Genomic DNA, 13607 nt, shown 5'->3' with positions numbered 1-13607 from the left:
AGTCTCCTTCTCCCGGTTGGTTCTATGAATTGATCATTTCATGCATTTTCACGATCACAACGGCAGCCATTTCTCTAGTCACCTGCTGCTGCGGTCTGAAATAGTCGCCATCCCCTGACATCAGGCCGGATTGGAAAGCCAAGTCCACATAAGCGGCAGCCCAATCGGATACCTGCTCACGATCTTTGGGAACGCGATTTGTTGTCGCGCCATCCGCTATATTCGGCAGCGCTTGTCCTTGCATGCGTACAAGAATCGTAGCCATCTCTTGTCTTGTAATTTGCTGATTCGGCCCAAAGGAGCTTTCGCTCAGACCGGAAATCAAGCCTTTTTCCTTGGCTGCAGCTACATATCCGGCATACCAGGAGCCTTGGCTGACATCCTTAAATCCGGCTGCCTCGCCGGATGGCTGTTCGCCTGCCAGCTTGACGACCAGCACCGCAAATTCTGCACGCGTTAAACTACGCTTCGGTTCAAACTGCGGCGTTGTCGCCCCCGTCCCTGTCATCAGGCCAAGCTCTGTTGCTCTACCAACCGCTTCCTTGGCCCATGCAGATATGGATGCTTCATCCCCGTATGCTGCCGGAGCCGGTTTGGAAGCAGAAGCTTGAATATCGGACATATCAAACAGCGTGCTTTGCTTTTGCAGCATCCGCTCATACGCCCCAAGCGCCATCAGGCCCTGATGAGTCGCCATATAATCGCTGGCTCCTCCAACCGTATGGGCAAAGCCGCCATCCTTGTTCATATAGACCTGCAGCGCCGTGAGCAGATCGCCGCTGGTCTTGACAAACCGCTTGTCATCCAACGAAATGTTAAGGCTGGACAAGGCAATGATGACTTGCGAAATGCTTTCGCTCGTCTCTACGCCCCATGCTTTAAAGCCGCCGCTCGCCAGCTGCTGCTGCGACAGCCAGGCCAGCGCGCTATCCGTTGCCGCCTTGACCTCTTTCCGATCCTGGTATTTCGCCAAGGCTTGCAGGGCCATAGCTGTCATATCAATATCGCTTTGACCATTGGACTCTTTACTGATCGGGAACCCGCCATCGGAGTTCTGCTGCTGCAATACAGCAGCGACCAGCTTATCCCGCGTCCACAGCGCATCGCCTGGAATTTCGGCCTTCGCTGCGTCAAGAGCCAGCAGGGCGAACACGAGTCCATTCGTTCCCTGATTGGTCATACGTGCATTATTATAGATTTTCTCCAAGAAATTGAACCCGGCTACGTTGCGCGGATCCTTGCCGATCGAGGCGACGGCCAGCGCCATGCGCTCATAATCCGTCACTAGGCGGAATTCGCCGTTTTTCTCCCGAACATGGCTCTCGAGCACGGAATAATATTCCGCAGGGACTTGCTTGCCGGAGCGTGCCAGCGCAATGGCATCCCAATCATTAAAATTGTCATGCTTGGCAAAGCTGCGATTGCTCAAAATCCAGGCCGATGAACGAGCAATAGCCTCCTTGATGCGTGCCAGCGAGGCCGCTTGCTGCTCTGGCGTTGCCGCCGCAGCTTGTCCTAGCGATCCGCCGGCTTCGCCTCCCCCTGCTGCTCCTCCAGCTCCAGGTGTTCCTGGTGCCGGTGCACCGCCTCCAGCATCCTCGTCTTTAAGGTCTTTCCCTAGATTTGTAGTGTATCGCCAGCGAAGGACATCACCGTTCTGCAAAACGTACAGTCCTGCACTATAATTCGGTTCTATACGATTTACGTGATACATCCAGCCGCTCTCCGGCCCTTTATCGAACTCACCTAAACCGTCTATTGCCTGTACATACAGGGTTGCATCCGAACCAATGTAGTCAACCGATATGCCCCGAGCTTGCGCGGCTCTTCTAAGAACTGTAAATGCGGTATCTCCGTCCTGCAGCGTAACCGATACCGGTGAGATGATATCTCCCTCACCAATCGTACGCTTCTCAACAGATAGAGTAACTGTACGAGCCGCTGGTGGATTGGTTACACCACCTCCACCCGGATTCCCGCCACCGCCAGGCGTACCGCCTCCGTTACCTGGGTTGCCGTTTCCACCGCCATCTCCAGGGCTGGTTCCGCCGTTCCCCGGCTCGCCGCCCTGCCCAGGGTTATCCTTGGTTTTTAAATCATAAGCGATAAACTCGGTAAAATGCGTCGTCTTAATGACTAAATCCCCGTGTTCATCCGCATAGGCATATACAGCATCCGCTCTTGCTGATGAGTCGCTGTATTTCGGAATCGGGTTAAAGCTGCCATCGTGGCCGATCCATCCGGCATGTCGGCCGCCCTGACCCGTCAGCTTCAAAGTCACGTGGCGATTGAAATCGATCCGTTCATTGCCGCCTACCTTCACGCGAATCGCGATCTGGGTAAGCTCCTCGTTCGTTGAAGCCAGAATAGCACTTATCTTGCTGATCAACACAGCGTCCGTAGAGCTGAGCTTGGTCGGCAGTTGGATGTGCCTATCCCAACCGGAAGAGGTAACCTCCGTATTCGGCTCAATGTCAAAATACGTGCTGTCCGTGACGGAAGTGACCTGTGGCAATTCCGGCTTGCTGAACTCCAGAATGACTTTATCTCCGGTCAGCGGGTCTGTATATGATCCATGTTCAAAATGAGTCTCACTGTCCGGAACATGAATAATCTGTTCCTCAACCGGCCCGGTATAGGCCGGAACAACAATGCTTACCGCCTCGCTGTCGCTCTGGCCGCCCAGAGCTCCCGCCAAGGCCTGCACGGAAATGTTGCCTTCTGCAGCTTGGCCGGTAAATGCAATGCTAGCTTGTTGGTTGTTAACCAGAGTTATGCTAGCCACCTGCAGTCCAGTCGAACCAGAGTCGATAAGCCAATGGTTCGCCTGCTGCGCAGCCGGCGTAAACGTATCCCCTACCAGCTTCATGTCAATCGCCGGGTTTACGGCTCCATGGCTGATTTCAGCCGGTGTCGTCGATAGACTGGCCCAGCGGCTGTAATAGAAATGCACTTGATCGCCGGATTGAATGACATAATCGCCCGCCCCGACATCAGGCATAGTTCCATTAACGGTGTACATCCAGCCATCCCAGCCCCCGAAGGTCCCGGCGGCTTGACCGGCTATCGACTCGACGTAGGCAAAGCTTCCGCTGCCTGTAATGGTGTAATCAATGGACGGCACAGCCGTATCCAGTCCCTGCTTCATAACGTCAAGTGCCGTTACTTCCTCACCGTTTGTCGCTACCGTTACGGTCTGAGGCGCATAAATTTCGCCGTCCATCCCCGTCACCTGCAGCTGTGCGGCAATGCCAGGTTGGGCTTGCTGCCCAGCTGCAATACGGTACCAGGTCGATTGGCTATGCTGGATGTCCAGCAGCCCAATAAGCGCCTGCTCCGTAGACATGCTGTTCGTTCTCGTATCGGCCGCTTTCCATTTGAAGGAGCCGTCAGCCAGCTGGAACAGCTCGTACGCATCCAATACCGAATGGCCATTCTTCATCCATTCGGAGGATAAAGCATCATCGCCTACGGCGACAAGACCGGACACCGTAGTGGATAGACTGTTCGAGTTGTCTCCAGATCCCCATGTCCCGGGTGAATCGAATCCGCCATTGTCGAGCTGTCTCTGCTTCAATAGCTCCTTCGCCCGCAGAATAGCGCTGTCTACGGCACTTTGCCCCTGATATTTCCCCAGCGCCAAGAGCGCCATACCCGTAATGTCCGTATCTCCGAAGCTTCCACTCGGGCTTAGTCCGAATCCGCCGTCATCATACTGGCATCCAAGCAAATAATTTAAAGCTTTCTGCGCCGCGGTGTCATCCCATTGTCCTACATCTGCGCCAAGCTTGATACCCGCATCGAGGGCAAGCATAGCCCAGATATGCTTATTAACTCCGCCAATCGCTCCGGTATCGGGGTTCTGCTGGGCAGCCAGCTCGGCCCATAAATTCCGATCCGTCTCCCAGGCATGCGCCGGGTCTTGACCCATAGCCAGCAGCCCGAATATGTATCTGATATGCTCGGTTCCATAATTTTCCGGCTTCAAATTAGGTGCCGTCGTCTCCCAGGCAGGCAGTCTCCAATTTCCATCCTGCAAATTTACTCCTGCACCCCACAAAGCTACGAGTTCCCACCAGGACTCGATCTTTTTTGTCGAGCCTGTGTCACTATACTGCTCGGCATAGTAATCCACGGTGCTTGCAATCATACGGTTCAGTTTCGTGTTGTCTGCCCCTTCTGCCGCCTTGGCGAGCTGAGGATTTACTAGCGACAACAGCAACACGAAGCTCATCAATGCAGGCAAGCTTCTCTTCATCCAATTCTTCCAACTGTTCAACGTCTGCTCTCCTTTACCCTTTTATTTGTGGACAACACAAAAAAACATCTTTCCCGTAGAAAGATGTTTCGAAGATTTGTCCGTGTAACACTATACACACTCGGGCCGCCCTAATGACTATTACGACAGCAGCACGAATTAACATCTCCATCTCATCCTCGTGAGAAAATTATAGAGCTCTTACACGGCAGGTCTCCTGGCTTCGCATCATCGCTTCGACTATCTCCTTCCCGTTGATGGATCAACAGTGGATTTACGATAGTCAGCTCCGCGTTACAGTGGCGGGACCGCGTCGAATTTACATCGAACTTCCCTATTAAGCTGCTTCATCATAGATTATTGGCAGCACCGTATAAGTAAAATATGAAATTGATTGATTCGGGGTAATTGTAGCAGACTTCCTCCATTTAGACAAAGGAATTTTATGCGTCGCATGTTTAATGCTGATGTGATAATTGCAGCGAGTCTGCGGGAACGCTTGGGCTGTTTTTTGTAAACCGCCTTTTCAAATAGTCCGTTAGTCTCAGCTCGATAATTTGATAGGAAATGTGTGAGACAGCGATAGAAATGACTAACGATAATACAGCATATACAACGAATACGAGCCAAGGATAAGGTGCAACCGCACCTAGCTTGGGCATGATTTTTTTCAACGGAAACATGACCATCGTATGCCACATATACAAGCTATAGCTGATTTTCCCCAAATATTGCATCGGGCGCAGCTGCAGAAGCCGTGACATGAATCCTCGCTGCAGCAAAATAGACTGAAAGAAAAAATAGCTAATCATTAGCGGAATCAGTATATACACATGCCGGACGCTATAGTGGTAGCACATATACAAGAGCCCGAATAATAGAATCCCGTTCAGGTAAAACACCCTCCTGTGAGGGTACGCCCTGCGCAGGAACGGCTCCGTGAAATAGGATGCGATTCCGACGATAAAGAACAGCATGTTCGGATGATAGTATATGAGCACTGCACTAACCAGCAGCAAGACTCCTAGCAGTAGGGCTTTAACCAAAACGGGCATAGAGGGTTTACGATAAATGACGAACACCAGGCCTGCAAGGAGATAGAAAACCATTTCATAGCTTAATGACCAAGCTACGATTTGAGCAATAGGCAAGGGGAATACTCCCGGAAGCAGAAGCAGATTGGAGATAAAATGGGCCGCATAGCTTAATATGCCGATATCCTCCATCCACTTATAGCCGATCCATGGCCCGGCCGCGAAAACGATAATATGGATCAACAAAAACACGGGATAAATCCGAAGGATGCGATTTAAGGCAAACCTCCTCACCGTCCCGTGCTGAAGCAGTGTCCGCGTAATAAGATAGCCGCTGATAATGAAGAAAAGATTAACGGAGATCGGCCCTGCATAATGAATCAGGTAGCTCCAATGATTGCGCGGGTATTCCCTTAAGTAGCCCTCTAGAATCGATGAGCCATAAATATGAAAAATGACGACCGAAATCGCCAGCCATCCCCTAAGCCCTGTCAACGTATCATTCATCTTCTTCATAAGCTGTTTATTCTCCCGATTCATCCGATATGGTTCATTTACTTCAATACTAGTACATTACCATAAAAGGCCGTGAAAATAGAATTGCTGGACGATGCTTCCGGGAATTAAAGTCGCTATGAAACAATAAAAAGGCCCCCTACGCAATCCTATGCACAGGAGCAGCCTCAATTTATACTGTTACTAGAGTTATGCCATCTAATCGAATCGCTGCGTCTTGTACCATTTGCTCTCGCGATGCGTAATCTTATCCACGATCATGTTATAGGTGGCGCGGAGTGAAATAACAAAAAATAATTGGGCATAGGTAAAATACGTCAAGCAAGACAAAATAAAATTGCGGACGTTGCTCTGCCCGATATCCGACGCCAGCGCCAGATTGATCTGCAGTACATACAAGTAGTACATTAACGCCCAGGCGATGATCAGGTAGATGTATACATCGCCTTCGAACTGAAATGGGGACAGTACCTCCGGCTTAAACAAAGCGATGAGCCAATAAACGATATTCACGATAATGATCAGATCGGAAATTACAATCGTGACCAAGAACCAGAAATAGCTGGCCGCATAGTAAAGCACATGCAGCTTAATACGCCAGCTGGAGGGCTTGAACAAGTGATGGAAATTGTCCATCACAACCTGGTAATTCCCCTTGGCCCAGCGCTCGCGCTGCTTCATATACACGCGAAGCTGCTCCGGCTCCTGCTGGTAAGCCTCGGCTTGCGGAGCAAGCGCGATCAACTGGCCGCGCGTAAGGATTTCGAACGAAATCGCCGTATCCTCGGTTAATGCCTGCTCGTCCCAGCCGCCGATTTCTTTAATCAGCGCCGTTTTAATAATAAAATTCGTTCCCGGAATCGTCCCCAGCTTGAACAGCTCCCACATCCCGGCATTCCCATATACAAGCTCATACGAGAAATGCCGCAGCACAACATCATAAACGTGAAACAAACGGAGATTTCGAGCTATTAAGACTATATTCTACAACGGGTATCTAGACACTTTCTTAACAATTATCCTAAATTAAGGAATTTGTATAGCCGTCTCGGCAAGCAATGGAAGAACATTGTCGAAAAAATGGGTATTCTTATTGAATACATACCCGCCAGAATAAGAATTGTCCCTATTTTTTAAAGTTATCATATGTTTGTGCAGCTGCTTGGCCCATTCTTTATCCCCGCACTCCAAGGCCAACAGTATGGCAAGGCCATAAACGGAAGGAGACTCATAGGAAACCTCTGCCACCCGGGTTGCCCGGTTATAGCGTCCTTTGATCGTCTTGTTCTCCCGAAATTCATTTTTGAGAAACGAAAGTAAGGCGGTTGGCTTCTGACCCAGCTTTGCGCGATGCATACCTACAATCAATTGATCAATCAGATTAATCTGATTGTCAAAGGAATACTCCAGCTTATGAACATCGAAGGTTTTAGGATAAAAAACACCGTCATCAGGCATTTCGGAGATCACCCGCGCATATTGCTCGTAAGTGCCTGAGTCGATGAGCTGGTTATCCCTCATTAACTTCAGCGCCGCTATATCCACATAAACCAGGCTTAGCGTCGAGGGAGACTCATGTCTGGAGAAATCATGAAAATCGACGAAGTACCCGCCGTTTTGTACATACATCTGCAGCGTATCCGATATTTCCCTTGCCGTAGATAAGTATTCATCCTTCTTCCAGAGCTGCGCCGCATTCAGCAGGCTGTCGATGATACGGAGATCGTCACCGAGGGCGTTTGTATTTACTTTGGCCCGGCCATCCGGCTCCAGCTTCCATACGATATACTTCTCCGGGGTTAAAAACTTGCTCTCCAATATTTGATAGCCGTGTGCAAACAGCGCTTGATCCCGCTTCATGACGGCGTATTGCATCCAAAAGCCCAATGACTCGGATAGCGCCTCGCGACCTGCAACAATATCGGGATTCGTAGAGGTGTCCGGCTTTAAATAAGTGGCCAAGGTTCCATTGGCATTCGTCATATGCTTCGTAATAAATTTCTCTGTAGACGAATTTGTGCTTTTCATGGCCGCCTCCTTGGAATACACACCGATGGCGGTGGAAAGTCCTAAAATGATCAGCGTGGAAATGATCAGCAGATTTTTGCAGCTATAGCGCCGTACGGGCATTGTTCTCACCTTTTCCTTTCAGGTATTAAATCCTATGCATCCATTTTATTCAATGGAAACCGACATAAATTTCGAGCTTGCAGTTTTCATTCTATCCTATAAATACCAAACATGCTGTATGTATTTACAACTAGTTCTAGCACCTCTCCTCGCTTCATGGTAAGTTTTTGAATAGGGTGCCCTGGGTTCCTGTTCCTCTATTTAAGCCTATGGGTTCCGTGAACAGCGGTCTGTTGACGCTGTCGGCATTTCATAGCACGGGCGCGCGCAGATTCGATTTGCCGGGAAAGGAAAGCTGGCTGCGGCAGCAGCTGGATTTGGATCGTCCAGCTCGTTTTGCAATGATTCGACATAAAAAAAACTCCCCTTGATCAGGAGAGTAACATGCACGCGTAAAATATTTTAGATTAAAGCGATCGCCAGCAGCGTAAAAAGGCTTAACGTCAAAATGTCGTTCCCATAAAAGCCTGGATAGAATGCCGAGGTTTTGACAACCCCTCTGGCATCAGGACGCAAATAAACATTATTATAGTCCACATCCATAATCGTTCCCGTATACTGCCGTCCGTCCCTGGTCAGAATGCGAACCCTTTTATTTTTACAGCGCAGGCAATTATAATAGGCTTCAACCAAAATCCTCATCCTCCTTTTTCATATTACATATTAGTCTATGAGAGGAATGAGGGACGGTAACGGCATAGGTCTATAGGTCGCAGGATCATTTACAGCGCAGCCGTCTAATTCAAGATATTCTCTTATCCTTCTTAATCTGCTTGCTCCGCAGCTGACCGCAGGCCGCATCGATATCGGTGCCGTGCTCCAAACGAACGCTGCAGTTGATTTCCTGCTTCTTCAGCACGTCATAAAAGGCCAGAATCGACTCCTTGCGGCTTCTCTGGTACTGGCCATGCTCATCTACCGGGTTATACGGAATGAGGTTAACCGTAACCCCGCTTCGGCGGTCGCCGATCAGTTCTGCAAGCTCCAGCGCATGCTCCGGGCCATCATTAACATCCCTTAGCAAAATATATTCCAGGGTGACCTTGCGATTCGACTTCGCCAGGTAATAATCTATGGCCTCCATCAACTGTTCAATCGGGATGGCCCGGTTGATTTTCATAATGCGCGTCCGCAGCTCATTGTTGGGGGCATGCAAGGAAATCGCCAGGTTAACCTTGAGATCGGAGTCGGCAAACTCGATAATTTTATCCGCCAAGCCGCTAGTCGACACGGTAATTCGCCGCGGGCCGATAGCCAGACCCTTATGATCCTTCACGGTTCGAATAAAATTGGATACGTTCGTAAAGTTGTCAAACGGCTCGCCGATTCCCATAACGACAATATGGCTGACCTGCTCCTCCTGACCGGCCTGATCCAGGTGAAACTGCACCTTCATGATTTGCTCCACGATTTCGGCACTCGTTAAATCACGGCTCTTCTTGAGCAATCCGCTCGCGCAGAAGCTGCAGCCGATGTTGCAGCCCACCTGAGTAGTAACGCAAACGGACAGACCGAACTTATGTCGCATGAGGACAGTCTCGATTAAGTTGCCGTCGGACAGTTTAAAAAGGAACTTGACCGTTCCGTCGGCCGACTGCTGCTTCACCTGCTCCGTTAATGTCTCCAGCACGAAGTGCTCCTCCAGAAGCGCAAGAACATCCGGTTTGACATCATTCATATCAGCAAAGCGGTTTACCCGCTTGCGGTAGAGCCAATCCCATACCTGGAGTGCGCGCGATTTCTTATGTCCCCGCTCCTCCAGCCAGGCGATAAGCTGATCTAGCGTTAATCCATAAATGGATGGTGTGTTCATATATTTTATCCTCTTTTCAGAACTTAAAATTCTGCTTATTATTGTCCCAAATCTTTTTTATTAAAACAAGGCTCTATTATTGAGAAATATATCCGAAAGTGTAACTTTGTCCCCCTATTAACGTCTACATAATTAAATGGACGGTGAAATAGGCCGCTTGAGTCTTGCAAAAATCAACCCCGCCCATGAAACACCGGGCGTAGAAATGGAGTTGTTGTGCTTATGACCGGAAAGATCGTCTTGGCTGGGGGAACCGGCTTCATCGGTACCTATTTAAGTGAAAAGTTTCAAGAGCAAGGTTACGAGATCATACATATTTCAAGGCAGCCCGAACATATTTCTTGGAGAAACCATAAGGGAATCGTGCAAGCGCTAGAAAAGGCGGACATGCTGATCAATTTGGCGGGGAAGTCCGTCAACTGCCGTTATACCGAGAAAAACAAAAAAGCCATTATGGACTCGCGCACGGAGACAACACAGCTTCTCGGCGCTGCCATACTGGCATGTAAAAATCCGCCTGCCCTATGGATCAATTCCAGCACCGCTACGATTTACAGGCATGCCGAGGATCGGCCCATGACAGAAGAAAGCGGCGAGCTTGGAACGGGCTTCTCTGTTGATGTGGCCAAAGCATGGGAGCAAGCTTTTTTTGCTTTTAAATTGCCGGCAACAAGACAAGCGGCACTGCGCATCGCCATTGTTCTTGGAGAACACGGGGGCGTGATGACCCCGTACAAAAACCTCGTACACTTCGGGCTTGGCGGTGTTCAAGGGCCTGGAACTCAGCGCTTCAGCTGGATTCATGTCGAAGACATTTACGGGATAATTTCGTTTCTGCAGACTAGGGAGGATCTGAGCGGCGTGTTCAACTGCGCTTCGCCGAACCCTGTTACAAACCGGGAGCTGATGAGTAAAATGCGGCAGGCGATGAATCGCAGCTTCGGTCTGCCTTCTCCGAAATGGCTGCTCGAGCTGGGCGCCGTAATGATCCAGACGGAGACGGAGCTGATTCTAAAGAGCCGCTGGGTGATTCCAGAGCGCTTGGAGCAGGAAGGCTACGTGTTTAAGTTTCCAGAGCTGGATCAGACGCTTCGTCATATTTTACATGGATAGGACAGTGAAAATGAAGCTAAAAAAAGGGCTGCGGCGAGCATTTATATTTCTGCTCATTTTGTCCGCGTTTATCTATTTAAATAATTCCTCCCTGCTTACCAAGGGACGCAGTGGATCCCCCTTCCTGCTGGCCCATCGCGGTCTAGGGCAAACATTCAGCATGGAAGGGATCGAAGGGGATACCTGTACGGCTGCCCGGATATTCGATCCCGAGCACCCTTATCTGGAGAATACGATTCCCTCAATGGAAGCTGCTTTTAATGCAGGGGCGGATATGGTAGAGCTGGATATCAAGCCTACGAAGGACGGGCAGTTTGCTGTTTTTCATGATTGGACGCTAGAATGCCGAACGAATGTGCAGGGCATGGTCAGTGATTACACGATGGCCGAGCTAAAGGAAATCGATATCGGTTATGGCTATACCGCCGATCATGGCGCTACGTACCCGTTTCGCGGCAAAGGGATTGGTCTGATGCCTTCGCTGGATGAGGTGCTGGCCTATTTTCCTGATGGTACTTTCTTGATTCACATTAAGAGCAACGATTCTGGTGAGGGCCGCCAGCTTGCACAATATCTCGGTGAGCTGCCGAAGGAACGTTTGGCTCAGCTTACCGTTTATGGTGGAGATGCCCCGATAGCTGCGCTGCACGAAGATTTGCCAGAAATAAGAGTAATGTCAAAAGCTACGTTAAAGAGCTGTCTCCTATCGTATGAAGGGATCGGGTGGAGCGGATATGTGCCGCCCGGCTGCAGGAATACGCAGCTGCATATTCCCGAGAAGTTCGCCCCTTGGCTGTGGGGGTGGCCGAATAAATTCCTGAACCGGATGGATAGCGTCAATACTCGGGTCATTGTGGTCGCAGGCAGCGGAGAGTGGTCGGAAGGCTTTGATACCGTCGACGATTTAACCAGGCTTCCTAAGGATTATACCGGTGGGATATGGACGAACAGAATTGACCGGATCGCACCTGCCTTGAAATAAGATATGGTCGACCGACTACTGGCATGCAGTGCAACACGGTGAGCGAATAGGAAGTAAAGCAAATAACCCGCTAAAAATTTAGCGGGTTATTTGTATGCCCTAGGCTTACAGTGCATATTTGAGGTTACTAAAGCTCTGAACCCTCGTTCTTAGGAGCCAGCGCCCTTGTAGCGTTTAACTCCCATATTCCAGGCCAGCAAGCCGATGCCGAGGAATATCGCTCCCATCACCGGAGTGAGCAGCGCCATTCCCGTCATCTCCTCGCGCTGCAGGAACAGCGCCGATGGGTAGATGCCGACAAAGGCGAACGGAATCACCCAAGTAAGCAGAACTTGAATCGTCCGGTTATAAATCGTCACCGGATAGCGCCCATAGTTCTGGATGTTGAACATGAGCGGAAGAATCCCTGTCGGTGCATCCGAGTAGAACGATAACGAAGTGAGCGCAGTGTAGATGCCGGCATAAATCGCTACCGCACTAAGCGTTAGAATCATGAGCGCCGGAATTGTCCACCATTCGAACGGCAGCCCGAGCTGCCCGCCGCTGATCACCATGATGATCATGCCGACGATAGCGCCAATCAATGCGGGCGGATCGATATTTTCCAGGAAGATCTGAAATAAATGGTGGGCCGGGCGCGTCAACACGCGATCCATTTCCCCTTTGACGATATAGCGTTCGCTGAAATTCCACATGTTGACGAAGCAGCTGAAGACGGCATATGGCACCATGAAGAAGCCGTAGACGAAAATGACCTCGCTCTGGCTCCAGCCGCCCAGGCTGTCGGTATGCATGAACACGACTAATATGAAAATAAAGTTCGTCGCCTGGAACAGTAAATCGGAGATCACCTCAACCCAGAAATCGGCCCGATAGGTCAACCGGGTTTTCATGTAGTTTTTGAAATATTCCACAATCAGTCCTAAATAGTAAAACATCCTCGTCATCCTTACGCTAACCTCCTTGCACAAACAGACGCTGCCGAGCCGCCCGGTATAACAGAATCATCGGTACGATCAAAACCAAAAACCAGGCTACTTGAATGCCCAGCACGTTCCAAATACCCACGCCCTGCACTCGTCCCGTAAATACGGAGCCCGGTAAATAAGTGATCGCCTGAAAAGGCAGCACCTGCAGCACCTGGGACAGCCAGCCCGGAAACAGGCTGATCGGCACGATGAGCCCTGAGAAGAGATCGACGACGACGCGCTTCATTCGCATAACGCCCTCGTTATTCTCAATGAAGAAGGCCGAGAGGCCCGTAATGACATTGATCTGCGAATTGATCAAAAAGCTGAAGAGAAGCATGACGAGAAACCCAGCCCATGCCGACGGGGCGGTGGGCAGCTGTACCGGAAACAAGAGCATGGCAATGGCCATGCCGGGGATCATGAACAGCAGGAAGCGGAACATGCCTTCCCCGAGTCCCTGCATCATTTTGACGAATACATAGTTATAGGGACGTATGAATTGAATCGCAATGCTGCCGTCCCGAATATCGGTCGATATTTCCCGATCCAGATTGTTAAAATAGAAAGCTCTAGCCATCCAGGATACCGCGACATAGGTCGTCATCTGTACGGCGGTGAAGCCGCCCAAGGAGTCTCCATCGCCGTAAATGGCCTTCCAGGTAAAATAGTTGACCCCAATATTGAGCGTATAAATCAGAATGCCGGTGTAATAGTTGATTCGGTAAGCAAGCATGGTCAGAAACCGAATACGGATAAAGTCCAAGTATGCGCCCAGCAGCAGGCGTCTTCC

General features: G+C 50.1%; 10 protein-coding genes, 1 pseudogene and 1 riboswitch. Of the genes and pseudogenes, 2 read left to right on the top strand and 9 right to left on the bottom strand.

The window, feature by feature from the left end; all coding sequences use genetic code 11:
• Window positions 1-22 precede the first annotated feature (22 nt).
• From ACE3MQ_RS11040 to rlmN, 7 genes and pseudogenes are all read right to left on the bottom strand, one after another.
• Entirely contained in the window at window positions 23-4279 is a 4257-nt protein-coding gene (locus tag ACE3MQ_RS11040; RefSeq protein ID WP_379392663.1) for a DUF4430 domain-containing protein, read from the bottom strand.
• A 169-nt stretch (window positions 4280-4448) separates the two neighbouring features.
• Window positions 4449-4647: riboswitch (cobalamin riboswitch) on the bottom strand.
• 69 nt (window positions 4648-4716) lie between these two features.
• Window positions 4717-5808 carry an acyltransferase family protein gene (locus tag ACE3MQ_RS11035; RefSeq protein WP_379392662.1) on the bottom strand — a complete coding sequence of 364 codons (1092 nt, stop codon included), beginning with the start codon at window positions 5806-5808 and terminating at the stop codon, window positions 4717-4719.
• 198 nt (window positions 5809-6006) lie between these two features.
• A pseudogene (locus ACE3MQ_RS11030) lies at window positions 6007-6705 on the bottom strand (glycosyltransferase family 2 protein); the annotation flags it as partial.
• Window positions 6706-6834: 129 nt separating this feature from the next.
• Window positions 6835-7938 carry a glycosyl hydrolase family 8 gene (locus tag ACE3MQ_RS11025; protein WP_379392661.1) on the bottom strand — a complete coding sequence of 368 codons (1104 nt, stop codon included), beginning with the start codon at window positions 7936-7938 and terminating at the stop codon, window positions 6835-6837.
• Window positions 7939-8135: 197 nt separating this feature from the next.
• Window positions 8136-8291: a hypothetical protein gene (locus ACE3MQ_RS11020; RefSeq protein WP_379392660.1), complete on the bottom strand. Its 156-nt coding sequence runs from the start codon at window positions 8289-8291 to the stop codon at window positions 8136-8138.
• A gap of 49 nt (window positions 8292-8340) precedes the next feature.
• Window positions 8341-8580: an LSm family protein gene (locus ACE3MQ_RS11015; RefSeq protein WP_379392659.1), complete on the bottom strand. Its 240-nt coding sequence runs from the start codon at window positions 8578-8580 to the stop codon at window positions 8341-8343.
• Window positions 8581-8680: 100 nt separating this feature from the next.
• A complete protein-coding gene (rlmN, locus tag ACE3MQ_RS11010) occupies window positions 8681-9751 on the bottom strand; it encodes a dual-specificity RNA methyltransferase RlmN (RefSeq protein ID WP_379392658.1) in 1071 nt (356 codons plus the stop codon).
• 222 nt (window positions 9752-9973) lie between these two features.
• On the opposite strand from rlmN, the gene ACE3MQ_RS11005 reads away from it, so the two are divergent.
• Window positions 9974-10864, top strand: coding sequence for a TIGR01777 family oxidoreductase (locus ACE3MQ_RS11005; protein ID WP_379392657.1), 891 nt, complete (start codon window positions 9974-9976; stop codon window positions 10862-10864).
• A 10-nt stretch (window positions 10865-10874) separates the two neighbouring features.
• Window positions 10875-11846 carry a glycerophosphodiester phosphodiesterase family protein gene (locus ACE3MQ_RS11000; protein WP_379392656.1) on the top strand — a complete coding sequence of 324 codons (972 nt, stop codon included), beginning with the start codon at window positions 10875-10877 and terminating at the stop codon, window positions 11844-11846.
• 149 nt (window positions 11847-11995) lie between these two features.
• On the opposite strand, the gene ACE3MQ_RS10995 is transcribed toward ACE3MQ_RS11000, so the two are convergent.
• Together ACE3MQ_RS10995 and ACE3MQ_RS10990 are read right to left on the bottom strand one after the other, a co-directional pair.
• A complete protein-coding gene (locus ACE3MQ_RS10995; protein ID WP_379393078.1) occupies window positions 11996-12784 on the bottom strand; it encodes an ABC transporter permease in 789 nt (262 codons plus the stop codon).
• A gap of 16 nt (window positions 12785-12800) precedes the next feature.
• Window positions 12801-13595 (bottom strand): ABC transporter permease, encoded by a 795-nt coding sequence (locus tag ACE3MQ_RS10990; RefSeq protein ID WP_379393076.1) that lies wholly within the window; start codon window positions 13593-13595, stop codon window positions 12801-12803.
• Window positions 13596-13607: the final 12 nt, after the last annotated feature.

The sequence above is a fragment of the Paenibacillus lentus genome (assembly GCF_042714055.1).
In the GTDB taxonomy this organism is placed as follows: Bacteria; Bacillota; Bacilli; order Paenibacillales; family Paenibacillaceae; genus Fontibacillus; species Fontibacillus lentus_A.
Note: the sequence above shows the minus strand (reverse complement) of the source record. Positions and strands in the feature narration are given on the sequence as shown.